Raw genomic sequence first — 19,823 nt, forward strand, 5'->3', positions numbered from 1 at the left:
CGCTGCTAATCCCGTTGGGTGACTCTCCGTCGGGCAGGCGCGCCTCCGACCTCGTTGTCCACAGGCCGCGGCGCAAGCGCCAGATATTCATAACGAGCGGAGGAGCCTCGTCCTATGCGTCCCGACCCCGATTTCGACTGGCACTCTACTCTGAGGGCGGCGACCGAGTCCGTCCGATCGTCCCCGTTCGCCGACCTCAGTGCAGCCCGCGCCGGCATCGAGCTGTCCCGCCACGCGGCCATCGTGGCCAAGCCTGATGGGCTGACTGCGGCCGCCCGCTGGATCGCGATCACCGAAACTGTCATCGCCGTAGCCGACGATCTCGACTTCTTCGCCAATGACCAGACGCCGGCCATCGCCCTGCCGCAGACGTCTCCTCCGGAGACGGTGGAGTTGCTCGCCGACCTGCACCAGCTCTGGACCGCCATCAACGACGGCCTCCAGCGGTACCTGTTGTCCGCGGCCGATCAGTGGGCGATCTCCTGTGCAGTCGTCACCACCCGCAGCCTGCTCAAGCTGATCGAGGCGGGCGCGGGCGCCCGACCATGAATAGCGGCCCGGCGACCTATGGCGAGCTGATGGGCCGGGCCCTCGCAGAAGTCATGGCCGCGCTACGCGAGCCGCCGGACTTCCTCGACGTCCGCGACGCGGTGCGGCTGGCAGTCGTCCAAGGACGGGTGAGCCGAAGTGCTGATCGCGTCCTTGGCACCTTCGCGATCGCGGCGCCCATCGTCGATGAGCCCGATCGCGTACCGAACGTCGATGACGACGAGCTCACGAGGATCAGCGCATTGCGGGGGCAGCTCTCGGAGGTCGGACGTGCGATGGACGGCTTGGCTCGTTCCGAGGACGCCTTCAAAGCGAGCCGACCGGCCGGTCACCATCCCGCCGTCGCCTCGCTGCTGAGGGGACACGACTACGCGGGCGCAGCATGGGATCTCTTGGAAACCCGCGTCACGAGCCCGAAGTCAATCGATAGGGAGCCTGTCCTCGCGTTGTGGAGCCAAGACAGCACTCGCACGATCCTGGCAGATGCAGCGACGTTCGTGCACAGCTGCTTCGCGGCTCAGGACTGCCTGGCGCCCGCGCTTCTTCAAGGGATCTCGCGTCGCTCGGGCCGGCCGGTCGTCAGGCTCGACGAGCTCGACTTCATCGGGAAGACGGCGTGGCTGACGTCGACGCTGGATGCGGCGTGGCGGGACAAGACCGTCGCCATTCGCCGTTTGACGGAGGAACTGGTGGATCGATTTGGACCTGTTCCGCTTGGCGACGTCGATCACCTGACTGCGTACGTTCGGCCGCGAATCCAGCAGCCCGGCACGCCGGCTGCGCTCGGCCGGAGTGTTACCGAGTACAGCCGATGGCTGGAGGAACACGCCGTTGAGCTGACCATCGCAGACGCCCGCGCCGCGATCGGCGTCGCGTCACGGCTAACTCTCCTGGCGGGGATCGTGCACCCGGCCGTAGCTCCCGCGTGCACCCGTGTCCTCGATTCCTGGCGCGCGTGCCACCACCGTCTGACGGATCTTGCGAGCCGTCATCCCTCACCGGACGACGACGCTGGCGCGACCGTGCTCGCCCAGGGAGTTTCGGAGATTCTGTCGGCACTCGAAGAGAGTCCGAGCTCGATCCATGAATGGGCGGCGGCTACAGCGGTCGCCGTCGCCTACGTCCCGCGCTTCACGCGCGTCATCGAAGGCTCGCTCTTTGCTGGCCGACGCTCGGGCACCCTTCTCGGCCGGCAAGAGTCCACACGCTATCCGAACGAGGCCGCGCCTTCCCGCTGGCAGCCCGTGAGCGACGATTCTCGACAGATCAGAGGTGTCCAACTCGTTCTGCGGCAGGCTCTACGCGAGCTTGTTACTCATGTGCTTCCTCAGCTGGGAGATCACGGCCTCAAACCCGATCATCTGCCTGCTGTCGCCGATCTCGCGGTGACGAAAGAGGCGCTCGCTACGCCGCTGGTGCATATCCCCCCGTCGACGGTTCGACGATCGACAGCCACGCAGCCCTCAGCGCAGCCGCGACGGCGACGAGGGTGATCGACGGGCCTTCGAACCCAATGTGGACCTGGTACGTGTGACTACCGATCTACGCGTTGAGTAACTCCCTAGTTCCCCACAGTCATCGTGAGCTGGTTACCGCTCCACTACGGACAGAACAGCCGAGAAGACTGTTCCGTCGCTCCTGCTCACGTCAATCCGGGTAAGGACGTGACGATGACCCTCCGGCCGTGCCCATGGCGCGCCTCGCTGATTGTTTCCGCGCTCGTGTTGTTGCTGTCCGGCGTAACGGCCTGCGATCGGCAGTCGGACCCGCCGCCGTCGCCTTCAGCCTCGTCGGCACAGAGTCTCGACGAAGACATCGCGCGTAGCCAGGTAAAGGCTGCATTCGACGGCTGGTACGGCGTGTACGCGAACGCCGTGACGACCGGCAAATATCGGCGTGAGGACTTCGCCCGGTACGCCACGGAGGAGAAGGTCGCGGCCGTCGTCAAAGACCTCAAAGACCTTGACGAACTCAATGTCGTTTACCGGGGGAAGCCCACCTGGACTGCGGAGGTCACGTCCCTGAACCTCGACGCGCGTCCGCCGAGCGCCTCCCTCCGGGTCTGCCTCGACCTGTCGAAGTCGACGCCGGTCGACAGGACAACCGGGGAGAACCTCAGGCCGAAGGACGAACTGCCGCGAGTCCTCCTCATCGCAACAGCCACACAGGCGGACGGACGCTGGCTGGTCGCCGACACCACCACACAGAGGACGACGCCGTGCTGAAGCGCACCTGTGCGTGCCTCCTCGTAGGGGCTGTCGGGCTCGGTGCGTACAGCGACACTGCGAGCGCGGAGGACCGGCCTCCGACGACCTGCAAAGAGGGTATTGGCTGCATCACCCGAGTTCAGAAGCCCGGAACCTCAGGCACAGAAACCGAAAAGCGAGTCGTGAGCCAGCCACGGCCCGGCGGAGCCGCTGGAGAGGCTGCGCCCGATGAAATAGCAACCACACCAGGAGAGGCCGCCGAGCAGGCGGTCAGCCTGTTGCCGCTGCGCGGGCCGCGGATCGGCATCGCGCCCGACACCGACGGGCGGGGGCTCGTCGGCCTGCCGGTGTGGCTTTGGACCGATCAGACTCCCGAGACGTGGGGGCCGCTCGAGCAGACGACGACGGTAACCGGCATCGCGGTTTCGGTCCACGCTCAGGCGACGTCGATCACGTGGGAGATGGGCGACGGCACGGCCATCACGTGCGACGGTCCGGGAACTCCGTACGAGCCGGCCTACGGGAATGTGGCTTCGCCGGATTGCGGCTACCGCTACACCCACCCGAGCACGTCCCAACCGGACGGCGTCTACACGATCACCGGGACCACGGACTGGACCGTTACCTGGCAAATCGTCGGCAGCGGCGACAACGGCGTCATCACCACGAGCGCTTCGACAGAGACCACGATCCGGATCGACGAGCTGCAGGTGGTGACCTCCCAATGACGCCACCTGTGGAGAGTGAACATGCTTTTCGTCCCGTGGCGCCGCCCCGCTCGGTGGGGCCGCGGCGGGTCAGCCGAGGGATGCTCTCGCTCGCGATCTTCCTGGTCTCAGCCGGTGGAGTGCTGTCCGCCACGGCGGTCTATGCGGCTTCGAATACCGGCGACTACCTGGCCTTGGCACGTGACGTACATGCCGGCGAGCGGATCGATAATGCTGACCTCACAGTTGTTCAGGTGCCGAAATCGCCCGGCTTGGAGCTTGTCACAGCCGGCCGGCGAGCCGACATCGTCGGCGAGCAGGCGACCGTATCGCTGTTGCGAGGCCAGTTGCTCGTCGACGCTGCGGTCACCGACAAGGTTGTCGCGCAGGTAGGCCAGCGTCGTGTCGGTATTGAGCTTGAGCCGGGCCGGATGCCCGCGGAGCGCCTATACGCCGGCGACAAGGTGACACTCGTCGAACTGCCTGATGCCAAAACGCTCGCCAGCGCCGAAAGGACGAAGACCGCGGGCCAGCTCGGCGAGTGGGACGCGGTGGTTGTCGCGAGCAGCGAGCAGCGACAGTCCGATGCCAGGACCGTCGTGTACGTCGCAGTTGACGCCAAGTTCGCGGCCGATGTCGGCACCGCTGCGGCGGCGGATCGCCTGATCGTGCTTCTGAAATCGGTGCGCTGATGGCCGTGACCGCTTTGGTTTCCGCCAAGGGCTCGCCCGGCGTCACGGCGACGTCATTGGCCTTCACCTTGACCTGGAGCTCGCGGGTTGTGCTCGCCGAGTGCGATCCAGCCGGCGGCGCGGTCGCACCGGGCTATCTACAGGGCCGGTTGGGTTCGGGCGGCGGCCTGCTTCAGCTGGCGATGAACAAGCTGCGTGGTTCGAGCCAAACCGACGTCGGTGTTCCGGACGCGTTCTGGGGCGGCCTGGTCGACCTCTCTCCGCCGGATGAGGAACGCCTCCTCCTACCCGGCCTGACTGACCCCGCACAGGCCGCGACCGTCGAACCGGTGTGGATGTGGTGCGCCGAGCTGTTCGCTCGGCTGGGGCATCTCGACCGCTCGTATGACGTGATCGCCGACTGCGGTCGGCTCGCCGCGCCGAACACGCCGTGGCCAGTCCTGGCGCGCGGCGATGCGGTCTTACTGGTGGTCGAGCCGACGCTGCTGTCCGCGACAGCCGCGGTGCCGACCATCGCGGCGTTGCGAAAGCGCCGAATAGAGCAGGCCGGATCGGACGCCGGGATAGGACTGCTGGTCGTGGGTTCAGGTCCGTACAGGTCGGCAGAGATCGGCCAGCGGCTCGGCGTCCGAGTAATCGCTGAGCTCCCGCACGACGGACGGACCGCCCAGGCCCTCAGCCACGGTGGAGCGGTCGGATTCGGTCGGCCGCTGATGCGGGCGTCGATTGACGCGGGCGATCGTGTGCGACGCTTCGTCGCCGAGCAGCAGCGCCTGGCTCCGCCGGCGCTCCGGGACAGGTGACCGTGCCGATCGAGCCGAGCTTCAGCTCTCCACGGGCTGTCCCGCCGCGCATTCCGGCGCAGCGGTCAGCGTCGGCCTACGGTCGGCCTGGCCCGCGGGCGGTCGACTACGCCGCCGTGCGTGCCTTGGGACGTCAGATCAGCGAACGCCTGTCTCTATGGCTCCGTACTCATGCGGACGCTACGGAGGACGACCGCAGTCGGGAACGTGACCGCTTGGCCGGCCAGGTCGTGACGGAATGGGCGGACGCGCAGCGCCGGGCCGGGGTACCGCTGGCCGCGGCGGACGAGCGGGCATTGTTCGAGGCGGTGATTGCGGATCTCGTCGGGCTCGGTCGGCTCCAGGCGTTGCTGTCCGACCCGTCGATCGAGGAAGTCCACATCCTCGGCTGTGACCGGGTCCGTATCACCCGCCGATCCGGCCGGGTGGAAGTCGGCTCTCCGATCGCGGATTCCGACGACGAAATGGTGGAGATCCTGCAGAACGCGGCCCGCCGCGCGGGCAGCACGGAGCGCTCGCTGTCGACTTCACACCCGGTACTGGATCTGCAGCTGCCTGACGGGTCTCGGATGGCTGCGGTGTTTCTCGTGTCGCATCGGCCGTATGCGGTCATCCGACGGCACGCAACGTTGGACGTCGCGCTACCGGATCTCGCGGCCGGGCGTCCAGATCTGACGGAGATGATCGACCCGCTGATAGGAGAATTCCTTTCCGCAGCGATGCGCGCCGGCTTGAACATCATGGTCGCCGGCCTCGCGGGGGCGGGGAAGACGACGCTGCTGCGGGCGCTGGCTGCGGAGATCCCGCCCCAAGAGGCCTTCGTGGTTCTCGAAGAGTCCCGTGAATTGGATCTGCACTCGAGCTCGCGGCATCCGTGGGCGATGTCGTTCGAGGCGCGCGAGGGACATGGCGAACGCGATCTGGGCGGGCGTCCGGCCGGTGAGGTGACGATCGCGGACCTGATCCCGCTGTCGCTGCGGATGGGGGTGCTGCGAGTGATCGTCGGTGAGGTCCGATCGAGGGAGATCGTGCCGATGCTGCAGGCAATGACGACCTCGCGAGGTTCCATGTGCACGATCCACGCGCGATCCCCGCAGGCGGTGACGGAGCGGATCATCGAGCTCTCGCTTTCGCACGGCAAGGACATGACCGTCGAGTTGGCCCGCCGGATGGCAGGCAACGCGCTCGACCTCGTCGTCTACGTCACCGTGCAGGACGAGACGCCGATCGGTGGACGGAAGCACCGCTTCGTCTCGCACATCGAGGAAGTCGACGGGGTCACCGGCGACCGGATCGCCACTACGACCGTGTTCGGCCCGGGCATCGACGGGCGCGGAGTGCCCAAGCACCTCCCGGGGCGGATTCGAGACGCGCTGCTGCGAGTCGGGTACGACCCTCGAAGGCTCGCTGACTGGATCAGCTCGGGGCGCGGTGCGTGGAAGCACCCGGTCGACAGCGTGCTACGCCCCTTGGAGGCGACCGGATGAGCTTGCTTTCGACGCGCCCGGCCAGCGCGGCGAGGCGGTTAGCGACCGGGTTAGCAGCGCTGGTCACCGTCCTCGGAGTCACTCTTGGCGGCCCGGTTGCGCTCGCGAGCTGGGCACCGTCACCGCTACCGGATCACCTACCGAGTGGCGCAGAGGTGATTGACGCTCTGACGGCGCCGGACAGTGGGGTCCTGTTCCTCCGCGTCCTTGCTGGCGTTGCTTGGCTGGCGTGGCTCAGCTTCACGCTGTGCGTCCTCGTCGAAATTGCGGGGGCGGCGAGCCGTCGGCCCTCCTTCAGGCTTCCCGGGCTCGGTGGACCGCAGCGGCTAGCAGCAGCGCTCGTGGCAGCAGTCCTCGTGGCGAGCGCTCCCGCGGTCGCGAGCGGCGCGACGCCGGCCAGCGCGGCGCCCGCAACGGCGACATGGCTGGACACGAGCCGCGTGCTCGAGACTTCTGTGGATCAGACGGCCGTGCCGGAGGTCTACGTGGTGGGCTCTGGTGACACGCTTGCGGGCATCGCGCAACGGTTCCTCGGAGACGCGGATCGCTACCCCGCGCTGGGCATGTCGGCTGGGATCGACGACTACGACGTGATCCAAGCCGGCGAGCAGATTTGGCTACCGGCGAATTCGTACGACCGCGGCGCGCAGGTCCACGCGACCGGAAGCGTGGTCACGGCCGCGGGGATTTACACCGTGCAGAACGGCGACGCGCTGGCCGCGATCGCGGACCGATTCCTCGGAGACCCCGGCCGATTCGGAGAGCTTGCCCGAGCGAACGGGATCGCTGATCCAAACCGCATCAACCCGGGCCAGCGGTTGGTAGTCCCGGCGGGCGCACGCGATCGAGGGCCGCAGCCGCGGGCCACGGGCAGTTTTACTCCCGCAAAGACCAGCGAGCCGGCGCCAGCCCCACCGAGCACGCCTTCGCCACGAGCCACGCCGCGTACGCCATTGCCCTCGGATCCGACTACGGCCAGTCCACGCGATCCAAGCCCGACCGCGTCGCCGAGCCGGATAGAGGCAAGCTCGACGCCGAGCCAGCCTGAAGCAGCGGCGACCGATCGGGTTAGCAGTCTCGAATACGCCCTGCCCATCGGTGCGCCGCTGGCAGTCGCCGGCCTGGTGGCAGCGGGGATACTCGCCGAGCTGTCCCGTCGCCGTCGGCGTCAGCAGCAGCACCGCCCGGTCGGCCGACGAATTCCGACGCCGCCGGAACCACGTCCGGAGACCGAACTCCGTGCTGCGGCCCAGCGAATCGCCGCCGAGCGGCTCGACCAAGCGGTCCGTTGGCTTGGACGCGCGCTCACCACCCGTCCACCAGGCGCGATGCCGGACATCGTTGGCGTCTGGCTCGACGGCGAGGCTGTGCACCTGCTGCTCACGAAACCCTGCGCAGGACCGCCGACGCCTTGGATCGATGACGGCAGCCGCTGGACGCTCCCGGCGGACATCGAGCTTTCTGCGGCTGACGAACTCCCGGCGCCGTTCCCCGCTCTTGCCGCAATCGGCTCGCAGCCCGGGACCCACCTGTTGCTAGACGTCGAGCGCCTCGGTTTCGTCACGCTGACGGGAGACATGGATCGACGGCAAGCCCTTCTGCGCTATCTGGCTGCGGAGCTCGCTACGAACAGCTGGAGCGACCACGTAGAAGTGACGCTCGTGGGTGCGGCCGCTGGCGAGATTGCTGCGCTGCGTTCCCTGAGCGGTAACGGACGGATCGATGTCGCCGATACGGTCAACGCCGGCGTCGCTCGGATGCTGCGTCGCATCGACGAAGTCGCGACCGCGGGCGTACCGGCCACGGATCCCGTGGCTGAACGCATCGCGGACGACGTGGCTGACGGGTGGGCGCCGCACATCCTGCTCGTCGCCAACGTCGAGGAAGCCGACCGCACGGCGCTCGCGGAGCTGAGCACTCAGCTAGCGGCAACGGGCCGATGCGCTGCGGCCGTCGTGGTAGCGGCCGACGTCGCGATCGGTGAATGGTCCGTCGACATTCAAGACGACGGTGGAGTCGGCATCCCGTTTCTCGGGGTTGAAGCCGCCGCGAGCGACCTCGTCGCGGCTGGGCTCCGACGCGCAGAGCTGGAGGCGGTTGCGGAGGTACTCGAGACGGCCGACCTCGGCACCGAACCGTCGGCGTCCGGCGACGTTGACCCGGTGGTTTGGCCGGCCGTTCCCCCTGCCCCGGAGATCGAATCGTGGGCTGCCGGCACCGACGCAGCAGGTGGGTTGCACCCGCCGCCTTCGGTGGACGAGCCGGAATTCGTTCTCGCTGACGCATCGCCGGACGCCGGTAGATCGGATCCATCCATCCCGCTCGGCAGGGCTGGTGATGTGGCGCTCGACGACGCTGAGCATGTGTCCGGAGATCTCGGTCCGTTGCCATCGCCGCGGCCGACCGAGACACGGCCGGTCACGAGCAGCATGGATCCGACGCTTGACCGCGACTTCGGCGCGTGGACCGACGCCGACCCGACACGACTTCGAATCGGCATTATCGGGCCGGTGACCCTGGACGCACCGGGAAGTCCGCCTCGAAACCGCCGACTCTTCCACACGGAGATCGCCGTCTACCTCGCGGCCCGCGGCAGCCGGGGCGCGACCACGGATCAACTCGATGACGCGCTCTGGCCTGACCGAATTATCGGCCAGGGCTCGCGTCGAGTCGCGGTCACCCGGACCCGCACTTGGCTCGGAAAGACCTCGGGTGGTGAGAAGTGGCTCCCTGAACTCACCACCGACCGGCGGTACCGGTTGCGCGATGACTACCTGCTGGACTGGCATTTGTTCCGCCGGCTTCGAACGCGCGGCGAGTCGAAAGGGGCGGACGGCGTCTCTGACTTGTGTACGGCCCTGGCCCTGGTCCGGGGCGCACCGCTGGCGAACGCAGACGTCGCCTATGGCAGCAACACGCGTAGCCCGTATCCGTGGCTGGCAGCATCGGACATCGCGCCCGTTCATCTTGTCTCGGCGATCGTCGATACCGCGAGCCGCGTAGTCGCGCTGTGCCTCAACGCGGGTGACCTCGAGCGCGCTCGATGGGCGGCCGAGAAGGCGTGGCTCGCGGACGTCCTCCGCGACAGCGATGTCACCTGGCGCGACCACATCCGGATCGCGGCGCACGCGGGGAACCGCGCCGAGCTTGAACAACTGCTCGAGTCGCTGATGACAGCGCGGGAAGCTGAGGTTCCAGAGGACCTGGATACGCTTACCTACCGATTGCTGTGCGATGTAATGCCGGACCGACTGGGAATTGGCCATGAGTGAAGCCACAAAGGCCAGTAAGGGATTGATGGTGGAGCCGCGACGTCCAGACTGCCGCAGCTCCACCATCATGCAGTGGATCTACGGTTCAGTTCGGTCGACGTCGCGCTTTGTGTGCCGACTCCGACGAGCATGATCGATATCTGTTACAGCAGCAGCATCGTGCCCTTCAGTCGAAATCTCTGGTTGCTCAGGTGAGCTCTCTATCTCGATAGACCCTAGGCCGAACAGCTTGACAACGACTCGCAGATGCTTCGGGCTCTTCCCTACCCTTGCGGTCAACGCTAGAGAAGTTGCGAGCATCAGGACTGCTGCCACGAAGACGACCGCGGGAACGGTCGTCCACATACTGTCTCGCTGCCTAGGCCCCGACCAGTGCGTTCATTGCAGCGGTCCTTCCGTCTCTGTGGGCAGGTGCTGGTGGGACGTGTAGTTTCGATCGGGCCCAGCTATCCCGATCCATGTGCAGCTAAGTCACGATCGCGACGCCTCTCGTTAATTCAACTTGGTGTCCCAGATGTTCACATCCGCCCAGCGGTCACGGCGCTGACGTCCCCACCGAGTGGCCTTTCGACCCCTTGAGACTTCCGAACGTCTCGCAGAAACGATAGCGCGCTGCTAGCCGCGAACGCGACGGTCGCGCTACTAAGCGCCATCAGGTGTGGGCGGTGGCGTCCATCGTTCACGAGTAATCCGCGCAACATGCTGTCGAGGAGCGGCGCCTCGGCGCCCTTCGGCTGATGCGCGCCGACGCGTCTGCAGCGAGCTTTCGTATGTCGCGCGGACCCGCGTGCGGCTGCGCTCGACGGCGAGCGAATGCATGTTCTTCGGGCCGACCGGCGAGCAGTTTCTCGCGGATAGCGTGGGCAAGTCAGTTCCTACGCCAAGGCGTCCGGACCATCAGCTCGAAGATCCCGAGTGTGCGCTGTCCAGCGGCAGGGAGGGTCGAGGTCGTCCCACCGCAAGCTGGTAGTGCGCAGCGAACCACCACAGATGTAGCCGACGAATCGGTCGTGGTCGTAGCCGAGGACGCATTCCCGGGGAGGGAGCGTCAGATGCCCGGCGAGATGATCGGCGGACATCTCCACGGTGCGGAACAGTTGCGGAGCCGGTCGGCGTAGACGTCGATACTGACGCCGCGGGCAAGGCGTGGGGCGGCGACATGCCGCAGTTTGACGTCGGGCATGGGTCAGGCTGAAATCGTGGCGTCGAACCGGTCGACCCAGTCGCGGGCGGCACGGCTGTCGTCCCAGTGGGCGAAGTCGTCACGGACCGCGTGGAACCGACGGAGGAGCCGCCCGGAGCGCAGGGTCCGGACTTGCTCGAGCGGCTGCGCGGCCGCCTCGACGGCCCCGTCGACTTCACGCAGGCTCAAGCGGGCGTCGGCAAGCATGAGGCCGCGGCTCGCGCGATTGCGATCGGCCATCGGTGCTGTTCCCGACAGTGCGCGCTGAGCGAGGTCCTCGGCGAGCCGATACCGGCCGAGCGAGCGAGCAGCGTTGCACGCAAAGGCGTCGACCTCCGCGTGGTCCACGAACTCAAGCCAAACGGCGGGGGGCCCGGCTATTGCTTTGCCCAGCGCGTCGTGGGCGCGGCCGACCGCGCGGTTCGACGCGCCAACCAACCCTTGGGCCGCGTAGCCTTCCGCAGACCATCCGTGCATCACGGCCGCGATCCGTGGCTCGCGCCGAGCGCCCGGGCCAGCCGTGCCGGCCTGAGCGATGGCTAGAACCTCGCCCCACCTCTCGGCCTCGCTCGCTCGATAAGCCATGAGGTTCCAGATTTGCGACTGCAGCAGCGAGTCCCGCGCCAACGCGGCTGCAGTATGCGCCCGGTCGAGATAGGCAGCGGCCTCCCGGGAGCTGCCGGCATCAAGAGCGAACCAGCCAGCGGCCGCCAAGTACTGGCCCTGCAGCCCGCAAACCGCTGTGCGTACCCGCTCGGTCATCGCCACCTGGTCGACGAGGCGCTCGATCTCAGTCACAACCTCGTTCGCGGCCGCCGCCAGCGCGGCGCCGCCTCGCTGCTGGTCGAGAGCTCGCAGGTCCTTCAGAGGCTGCGCGAGCCGTTCAAGGTCGGCCATGCCGAGCCGTTGGATACCGCCGAGCTCGGGAAGCGTTAGCGACACAGTGCCGGTGATGCCAGCGATGAGCAGGAAACGCCGTCGATTCATGTCTGCCTCCACCGGAACCTGGGACGGGGCCGCCAAGGGGCCCCGATACCCGACGGGCGGAATGAAGCCGAGGTCGAGCGCCGAGCAGCCGAAGACCTGCTCCAGCGCAGCGCGATAGTCGGTCTGAGGCCAGAGCGTTTGCCCGGACAGCAACCGGTAGACCCACCGCACGGTCGCCACCTGGTTGGCGGCCGAGCAGCCGGCCATGACTCGATTCACCTCGTCGGCCAGCCCTTGCCGGGTAAAGCCGAGCTGGGCCATGCGAGCGGCCAACCGGGCGTTGCGGCTTCGCGCCACCGACGTGCTCCCTCCATGTGCACTATGAAAAACGCTAGTCCGGTGGAGGCTGCCAACGCCGTTCGTCAACATGGCGAATTCAGGTTTTTTGGTCAGGGTGCGTGCGAGCTGGAGGGCCCGGTCCGACATTCCGCGCGAGCTCGGCGGTCGATTTCGATAGGGGCAGCGCCAAAATTCGTCACCACTGTCGCGGGAGCACACCCATGGACCCTGCCAAGGACGCGGACCCACCGGCCGCGGGCATCCGTTACCTTCGCCAGCCGGCCGGGTTGGGCGGTGCGGGCAGTCGGGTTTCGCTCGCCGCTGCTCTGCCTTTCCTGCGGCCTGGATTGGAGGACGCTGTCGATCCACTGCCCACTGCGCCTGGCCGTGGCGTTGCGTCGGAACTGGGCGACCTACGTGCGGCGATGCTCTACGGCCTGCTGGCCGAGGAAACCCAGCTCACGTATCGAATCAACGCCGTCCATGTGATCGCCGACGCCCCGCCGGTGACCGCGGAGATGTACTTCCGCCTGCTCACGGTTCGTGCGGAAATCGTCCGCACCCTTGCGGCGGACGTCGGAGCAGACATGCACGACGCCCGCGAGGTCGGCCTGAGCTGGGAGGAGATCGCCGAGGCGCGAACAATCAGCGTCGAGGAAGCGCGAGACGATTTCGGCCAGTGGATCGACGCCCAGGCGGCCCTGTGGGAGAGCGGCGTCGTAGTCGGAGGCCGACGACTCGGCCTCTCTCGCGGCGCCAGCGACGGCGCCCGAGGCTTCATCTGACTGCATGCAAGGGCCTCGTGCTGACCCGCCTTGCAGATTACGTCGCTGATGAAGTCCGGTAGGACCCCGGCTGGGACGCGATGTTCGCCGAGTTGTCGCTTCGTACGACACCCCCGCCACGTCAGGTGGCGGGGGTCTCGTCGTCTCGCACCGACGTGGGGTAGCGCCGGACCCCTGTAGTCCTGATCCTCGACCGTGTCCGGGAGAAGCCGTTCGGGGTGTCGCTGTGCAGGACGCTGCTGGACGCGCGCCACCATCGCTTGCCCTGCGCATCGGTGAAGACGGCTATCCACATAGGGCTGCTTGGATCGTCAATTTCTATCTCAACGGCAGCGTTGGGAGCCAGCCCGCCGATCCCGTACCGGAGCCACTCCTCCGGGTAGCGCCGAAGTGTCCCAATCTCCCCAGCGTCAGGTTTCTCGGATGTTCGGAAGACTCGCACCGACTTCCCGCGGGGAAGTGGCAGTCGGAAAAGCGGAGTCTGGCCCCTGCCTCGGTCTGGGAATTCCTGGCCTCTGTGCACCATGAAGTAGACGCTGGTCAGCGGGAACGGCGAATTGTTCGTTAGCGTGATGACCCATTCGGCGAGAAGCTGGCCCTCGTCGTTGACGTCGACGCCGGCCCGCGCCATCACTTGGCGTGCTTGTTCACCGCTCTGCCAACGCCTCTCGCTGCGGGCCGTCCGCACGGCAATGATCACGGCCGCGATGGCGGCGAGCATCGCGACGCTCGTGGCGATGGCCTCGATCCAGGCTGGCCAGTCGAGCCCGCTCTCGCAGTGCGCCATCCGTGCAGAGTAGAGGGTAGTGAAGCAAGGCGAGCCTTGTTTGCGCTGGTCATCCCCCGCGAGAGTGTCGGCGCTTCCTCCCGGATTCTGGGTATCGGCTAGAACGGGTCACCGGATCCAAACTGCGCGAGTAGGGCACTGATCAAGGGCCCCGCCACGTTCTGCGGCCGCGGCCCGGTCGAGCACTGGACCTGCTGGACGACGAGGGGGTTTTGGTCGCGGGTGGGCGCATCCCGACCTCCCTGGGGTTCGCGTCGTTGCTGAAGTCCTACGGGCGAGCCAGTCGGTTCCGCGTGGTCGCAGCGAGTTACCCGACGACGCGGTGCGTTCGTCGCCGGCCTGTCGACGTCGAGCCCGGCGGCCTGGGCTTCCGAGAATGCTCGGTAGCCGACGCCGAGGCCCCTACCGAGTGGTTGACCGTGTCCGAGACGGAAGGGCAGCCGGTCCTGGCGCGCAACGACGATTTCCGCGCCTTCTGATCCCGACTAGGGCTGCGACGACTGCGAGCAGGGTGACGACGATAAATCCGACTATGAGCACGCTCGTAAGGAGCCAAGATGAGTCGAAGTTGGTGACCGAAACCGCTGAGCTGGTCGGAAGCGCGGTCGCTGGGCTCGATTCCGTGAGGGTCGAGTCGGCCAGGGCGTCCACGATGTTCAGGCTGCCGTTGCCGTGGATGATGTCGGGTCCGGGATCGCCCAGATCAGTGGCGTGTCGATAGAACAACGCGGCTAGCTGGTCGGCCGTCAGCTTTGGAAACTGCGCACGGGCGAGCGCGAAGCCGCCGGCGACGATCGCAGTGGACATGCTGGTTCCGGTGCCTGGTGCGTAGGTGTCTCGCCCCGTCGGGACAGGCAGATCCGAGCCGGGTGCCGCCAGGCCGGTGCGTTTCCCAACTCCCTGCGAGATTGGGTCGATGGTTCCGTCTTGGCGCAGCGCCATCACCGGGACGGTCCCGTCGAGGATCGGCAGCGCGCTTTGCCGGTCGTTGCCCGCTCCGACGACGACCGGCACTCCCTTCATGTGGGCCTCCGCCAGTGCGTCGGGCAGGTCCGCGTCGTAGGTGACAGCGAGGGAGATCGAGATGACGTCGGCGCCCAGGTGTAAGGCCCACCGGATGGCAACGGTGACGTTATTCGCATCGCCGAGCGAGCCATCGCGGCTGATCTTGATCGGCAGGATTTTCGCGTCCGGGGCGATGCCGAGGACTCCGTCGCGATGGCCGGGACCGTGGCCGTGGCCGGCGATCAGGGCCGCCATCTCGGTGCCGTGGTACTCGCCGTTCTCAATACCTTGGGGTTTGCCGGTATAGATGTCGATGCCGGGCAGGACGTTGCCGACGAGGTCCGGGTGGTCTGTCTGGACACCGTCGTCGATGACCGCCACAACGACGCCTGCGCCGCGCGTAATCTTGTGGGCGTCGGCGACGTGCAGGCTGGTCAATTGCCACGATTGGTCGCGGACGCTATCGGCCGCGGCTGTGCCAGGGAATGCCGCGATGGCGACGCCCATCACGAACGCGACGACAAGAACAGCCAGGTAGGCGGGCCGCGGGGCCGAAATCTTGGCGGTCATCGGTGTCCGATCGCAGGTCCGGTGGCCTCTGGTGGAGGCGGGTTGGGCGGCTCGACCACCGGACGAGCTGACGTACGCGGAGCGAAGACGGCGTCCGCAGCGTGGCGACCCCTCGGCGCGCGGGGGCCATTGGTCTCGTCCTGCGGGGGCAACGCGGCGGGTCGCGTGTCTCCGGCCGATCCGGTCGTCGTAGTCGTCCGCCCACGAAGCTGCGGCGACGGATTCAATCGAGCACGTTCGCCGTCTCCCGGTGACGTGGTACGCCGGTCCCGGTGTCGACCCTGCAGCGCTGGGGCCAGCTGTCCGCCGCTGCTTGCAGGCGGTATCGGGTCTGGGACAGGGCTGGCCGCAGTCGGCGCCGAGACCGGGGTGTGGCGCGGGGGCCAAACCGGGCGCGGCGATGGCCGGGCCACTCGGACCCTGCGCGGCGGATGCTCCGGTTGCGCCGTCGGAAGTCGACCGGGTTCGGCCGGCGGGCGCTCCCTCCGCTCGGGAGCGAGTTCGCCGGCTGCGAGTGGGCGGGTATCGGGAAGGGCTGGTGCTCGTCCGGTCGGTATCTGTCGGCTCGGGGGCGAATTGCGTCCGGCAATCGGCGGCGGAGGTAGACGACGTGCTCCGACCTCGATCGGAGCGCTGCTGCGTCCGCGCAACTTGGGGGACGCCGTCTGAGGAACGCGGTCGGCGCTTGGTGTTGCGCCCAGTGGCTGGGCGGATTCGCTTGGGCGGACCAGGCGTCCGCGCAGTCTGACAGGGGCATTGGGATCGCGAGTCCCGCGCAAAGGTGGCGGCGCGGGCGGCAACGCGGCATTACGCCGGCCGCCCAGAAGGGGAGCGCGTGGCGTGGGTCCTGGCCCACCGGCCGTTGCCTCTGGTCGGGGCCCGGTCCGTCCCGGCAGCAAGGGCCGGAGCGCCGAGGGGGTAGCGGCCCGCCGAGGACCTGGAGCAGCAAGGCTCTCTGGCGGTGTCGGTACAGACGGCGACACGATGCTCCGGGCCACTGGCGGTAAGCCGTGACCAGGTGTTCCCACGCCCGGCTGACCGGAACCGGAGCCGACGTCCGGAGGCGCGTGCACGACGGGCGAGCCGGCCAACGTAGGGCCGGTCCCTGTGACGCTGCCGGGCGCATCTGCTGGTGCCGTCGGTGTAATTGGCTTCGTGGCGTAAGGACTCGTGGAGCCGGCCTCGGTGCTCGTCTCCGTGGGTCCCCGGAAGCGCACCGGCAGGCTCATCCCCGAACCGGTCGAGGCCAGGTGCGCGGCCAGCGACTGCACCATGGGAAGTGCGTGTGCGGTGTAGCGGGCGTCGATCTCGTCCTGGGGAACCGAGTCACGTACTCGCCGCGCGATCGCTTCGTGGCCGGGGATACGGGCGGTGTTGGCGAGGAAACCGAGGAGGTCGTTGGCGTCCTGCGCCTGGAACAACGACCGGTCGGCAGCGCGGCGGACGCGTTCCAGCTCGGACTCGGCCTGCCACTGCCGGTAAAGCGATTCCACCTGCGACCGTGTCCGGCGAACGTTCTCGGCGACGCGGTCGATCGCCGCCGCGTGCCGCTCAGCTGCCCCCGACCATTCCTCTAACGAAGCCAGCGTCGCTCCGACCCTGAGCGCGTAGGCATCCGACGCCGGGCCGCGCCATCTGATTAGAGCGACGCGAGTGCGCTTGCCGGCGGACTGCCGGGTCGCGGACAGCCTTGTACTGAGGCGACGCCATTCGGTAGCGACGCGGCCGAGGGCGTCGGGATCGAACGCCTGCACCATCGGCCAGAGCATCCGGATATGGGCGACGTTCCGCGTATCCATCCAATCGGTCACGCCCCAACCACCTCTGGCGTCGGCCTGATACCCGCCCGTCTCCGCCGCTCGGCCGGCCGGTGGACCGAGGCGGTACCCGAAGTAGTCCTCGTCGGTCACGACTCAGAGCGCCTTTGGCCCGGGCAGTTCACCCTGAGTTGGGGGCGCGACCGGCGTCTCGCCCGTGGTGCTGGACTTAGGAACTGTCGGCGTGAACGCGGAGATCACATCCTCCACAGTCGCGCTCGATAACGCGTCGCCTTCGCCGTAGTGGTCGGCGATGGCCGTCGCGCCGTCAGCCAACGAGTTCAACCCGGCGTTGACGTCGGCGAGAAACAAACCCACTGCCTGCGCGTTCGCATCCAACACGCCCGCGAGGAACGTCGCCTCGACCAGGGCCATCACGGGTGCCTGATCGTCGCTCGTTCCTGTGCCCGCCAAGCTTCGGTGGCCGTCGGCCAACCGTGCTTGGAATTCGACCCCGAGCTCAGTGACCACTGCGGGCGCCTCGTGGTCGCGCAGCGCGTCCGCGTAATCCCGAAGCTGCGACGGCCTGGCGCGCAGCTCATCGTTGTCGTCAACCATCCTTGCCCCCGGTCGTGTGTCACTACCTGATTCGCTTCGGTCAAGCCGAATCGAGGTGATGCCCAGCCGGACGCTTACAGCAGGTAGACCGTTCCGCTACACACCGTCTCCGACATGTTCCACACACGAACCATGACTGGATGAGGTTCAGCAGTCCGCGGAGTCGGTGTCCACGCGGTCACCGACCACGTCCTGCCCCTTTGGACTGGCGAGTGCTCCTGCCGAGGTCCTGAAATCGGGCGCGTGACGCCGACACCGAGGCCGCGAAGGCGGCGCGGGCCCGATTAGCGATGCGCGATCCCGGGCACCAAGGCCAACCGCCGAAGAGGGTACCCGCGCCTGACTCTTGAGTCGGGGCGCCCGAGGTGTTTCGGGCGCCCCGACTCAGGTCACCCGCAGTGTGGGACCGCAGGGTCGAGCCAGGGAGTACCCTTCAGCGTCCCGCTGGTCGCGCCGTTGTTGTAGAAGGCGTCGGCCGAGGCGTAGAACGTATTGTTCCAGCCTGGCGATGCAATCCGATACCAATTCGTATTGCCATTGGCGACGGCCAGTCCAGGCACCCAGCAGCTGATTTGGACGGACTGGAACGCGGAGATGAGTGGGCCTTCGGTGCCGCCGCCGCTCGCATAGTCGGACCATGTATGGGTCGGCCCGCCGACCGTTTCAGTCCGCGCCTGCGGTGCCGGGTTGACGGGAGCAGGGTTGGCCGGTGGGGGGTTCACAGGGGCTGGCTTAACGGGCGCGGGCTTCACCGGAGCGGGGTTGACGGGCGCGGGGTTGACCGGCGGCGTTGGCGCGGGGTCGTTCCGGTACGTGACCCGCTGACTGTCGCCGTTGGTCAAGAGGCCGCGGATCTCATCGAAGACGTTCCCGAAGCCGAGCTGGTAGAACGGCCACAGCGTCATCAACATGGCAATACGAGCGGCAAGCAGCTTAGCCTGCTTCACCCCGAGTTTCGTCAGAGCGCCGCCGATGATTTCCTCTTTGAGGACGCCGGCCCAGCAGCCTAGAAATCCCCGGACGGAATCGACGCCGATGTGTGGGCCACTGAAGTCGAGGCCGGGGTCGCCGATGCACTTCGCCTCGGCCTGGAACAACATTCCGAGGTTCTCGGTTCCGCCTTCTACGACCATGTCGTAGAAGGCGCGCGCGAACGTGTCTCCGGCGGCCAGCCACGTCGCTCCGGATATATAGAACGAGTACGGCGACGATAGTGTCGTCCGCTTGTAGCCGACCGTCATCCGCTCGCCGGGTTGAAGGAGCACCTTGTAGTTCGGATTGAAGTCGAATCGTTTGCCGAGTTGAACGCGTTGATCCCAGCTCATGTTCGAGACCCACACATTGGATGGCATTCCCGCGACGCTTACCTCAAGGGAAACGCCTCGATTCGATTTGATCTGAACCTCCGCAACCTTCGTTTCCCTGCTCGTATTGGTCGTCGCGCATGCGTGCACAAGGCTGCTGTGCGCGGAGTCGAGGTGAAACCATGACGGTGCTCCGGTGCACGTCAGGGCCGAAGTCCGGCCGCCCGCCCACGAGGCCAGAAATGTTCGGAATGCTCGCCACCATCCCAATGGGTTCGCCCAAGTCGGGATGTTGAGTGAAAAGTCGCTGGTCGTCAGGGTGAAGTTGCCCGCCGCGTCGACGGTCGCCGGACGGTAGTCCCACATGCCATCGTCGCCCTGGTGTGCGATTACCGGAATCGCGTCCGATGATGGGCGCGGCCCGGCAGGGAACTTCAGCGTTAGTGGCTTCCTCAGCGCGGTGCCCTCGAAGGTGACATCAATGCCCTCGCCCGCTGCAGTGAGACCGGTTCCTGGATCGAATGTGGCCCTCTGCCGCCGGAGGGTCACTGCCCCGTCTGCGGTGAAAGCGCCCATCGGTCCGGTTATGTGGACGACGTTCGGGATGGTCGTCGCGAATTTCGATTCGGGCGAAACCGGTACGTCTAAGGCGGAGCCGACCGGGCTAACGCTGGTTTGCGGTTCCGCTGTCGATGCGGATGCTGAACTAGTCGGCTTTGCTGGTTGTTTCTTCGGTTCGGCCGTAGTAGCGCAGCCGCTCAGCAGAAGAGCGGCTACAACGAATAAGGTCAGTCCTCGACGTTTTCCCCCCACGCCGCGGGACGATAGCAC

General features: G+C 67.1%; 14 protein-coding genes. 9 read left to right on the forward strand and 5 right to left on the reverse strand.

The features are described 5' to 3' along the window. Positions 1 to 114: 114 nt before the first annotated feature. The 8 genes from ACIBZJ_RS39015 to ACIBZJ_RS39050 all read left to right on the forward strand — a co-directional run bounded on the left by ACIBZJ_RS39015 (position 115) and on the right by ACIBZJ_RS39050 (position 9,717). Positions 115 to 549: a hypothetical protein gene (locus ACIBZJ_RS39015; RefSeq protein ID WP_395938666.1), complete on the forward strand. Its 435-nt coding sequence runs from the start codon at positions 115 to 117 to the stop codon at positions 547 to 549. Next, positions 546 to 2,042, forward strand: a complete 1,497-nt coding sequence (locus tag ACIBZJ_RS39020) for a hypothetical protein (RefSeq protein ID WP_395938667.1) — start codon at positions 546 to 548, stop codon at positions 2,040 to 2,042. The genes ACIBZJ_RS39015 and ACIBZJ_RS39020 overlap by 4 nt, the downstream gene beginning before the upstream one ends. Before the next feature lie 177 nt (positions 2,043 to 2,219). Then, positions 2,220 to 2,774 (forward strand): hypothetical protein, encoded by a 555-nt coding sequence (locus tag ACIBZJ_RS39025; RefSeq protein ID WP_395938668.1) that lies wholly within the window; start codon positions 2,220 to 2,222, stop codon positions 2,772 to 2,774. After that, on the forward strand, positions 2,768 to 3,484 hold the full coding sequence (locus tag ACIBZJ_RS39030) for a hypothetical protein (protein WP_395938669.1): 717 nt from the start codon (positions 2,768 to 2,770) through the stop codon (positions 3,482 to 3,484). The genes ACIBZJ_RS39025 and ACIBZJ_RS39030 overlap by 7 nt, the downstream gene beginning before the upstream one ends. A gap of 80 nt (positions 3,485 to 3,564) precedes the next feature. Further along, complete coding sequence (locus tag ACIBZJ_RS39035) at positions 3,565 to 4,155, forward strand: SAF domain-containing protein (RefSeq protein WP_395938670.1); 591 nt, start codon at positions 3,565 to 3,567, stop codon at positions 4,153 to 4,155. After that, positions 4,155 to 4,958 carry a ParA family protein gene (locus ACIBZJ_RS39040; protein WP_395938671.1) on the forward strand — a complete coding sequence of 268 codons (804 nt, stop codon included), beginning with the start codon at positions 4,155 to 4,157 and terminating at the stop codon, positions 4,956 to 4,958. The genes ACIBZJ_RS39035 and ACIBZJ_RS39040 overlap by 1 nt, the downstream gene beginning before the upstream one ends. Positions 4,959 to 4,960: 2 nt before the next feature. Beyond that, on the forward strand, positions 4,961 to 6,445 hold the full coding sequence (locus ACIBZJ_RS39045) for a CpaF family protein (RefSeq protein WP_395938719.1): 1,485 nt from the start codon (positions 4,961 to 4,963) through the stop codon (positions 6,443 to 6,445). Positions 6,446 to 6,786: 341 nt separating this feature from the next. After that, on the forward strand, positions 6,787 to 9,717 hold the full coding sequence (locus tag ACIBZJ_RS39050) for a LysM peptidoglycan-binding domain-containing protein (RefSeq protein ID WP_395938672.1): 2,931 nt from the start codon (positions 6,787 to 6,789) through the stop codon (positions 9,715 to 9,717). Between the two features lie 1,186 nt (positions 9,718 to 10,903). On the opposite strand, the gene ACIBZJ_RS39055 is transcribed toward ACIBZJ_RS39050, so the two are convergent. Beyond that, positions 10,904 to 12,184: a hypothetical protein gene (locus tag ACIBZJ_RS39055; protein WP_395938673.1), complete on the reverse strand. Its 1,281-nt coding sequence runs from the start codon at positions 12,182 to 12,184 to the stop codon at positions 10,904 to 10,906. A 203-nt stretch (positions 12,185 to 12,387) separates the two neighbouring features. Here ACIBZJ_RS39055 and ACIBZJ_RS39060 point away from each other — a divergent pair, with 203 nt between their 5' ends. Then, complete coding sequence (locus ACIBZJ_RS39060; RefSeq protein ID WP_395938674.1) at positions 12,388 to 12,951, forward strand: hypothetical protein; 564 nt, start codon at positions 12,388 to 12,390, stop codon at positions 12,949 to 12,951. 121 nt (positions 12,952 to 13,072) lie between these two features. Here ACIBZJ_RS39060 and ACIBZJ_RS39065 read toward each other — a convergent pair whose 3' ends face one another. The 4 genes from ACIBZJ_RS39065 to ACIBZJ_RS39080 all read right to left on the reverse strand — a co-directional run bounded on the left by ACIBZJ_RS39065 (position 13,073) and on the right by ACIBZJ_RS39080 (position 19,568). After that, the gene (locus ACIBZJ_RS39065; RefSeq protein WP_395938675.1) at positions 13,073 to 13,738 is read right to left on the reverse strand and encodes a hypothetical protein; all 666 of its coding nucleotides are present in this window, start codon (positions 13,736 to 13,738) and stop codon (positions 13,073 to 13,075) included. 402 nt (positions 13,739 to 14,140) lie between these two features. Further along, a complete protein-coding gene (locus ACIBZJ_RS39070) occupies positions 14,141 to 15,313 on the reverse strand; it encodes a S8 family serine peptidase (protein WP_395938676.1) in 1,173 nt (390 codons plus the stop codon). A 1,913-nt stretch (positions 15,314 to 17,226) separates the two neighbouring features. Beyond that, entirely contained in the window at positions 17,227 to 17,688 is a 462-nt protein-coding gene (locus tag ACIBZJ_RS39075; RefSeq protein ID WP_395938677.1) for a hypothetical protein, read from the reverse strand. A gap of 389 nt (positions 17,689 to 18,077) precedes the next feature. Continuing rightward, positions 18,078 to 19,568, reverse strand: coding sequence for a hypothetical protein (locus tag ACIBZJ_RS39080; RefSeq protein ID WP_395938678.1), 1,491 nt, complete (start codon positions 19,566 to 19,568; stop codon positions 18,078 to 18,080). Between the last annotated feature and the right edge of the window lie 255 nt (positions 19,569 to 19,823).

The organism is Cryptosporangium sp. NPDC051539, assembly GCF_044454545.1.
Lineage (GTDB): Bacteria > Actinomycetota > Actinomycetes > Mycobacteriales > Cryptosporangiaceae > Cryptosporangium.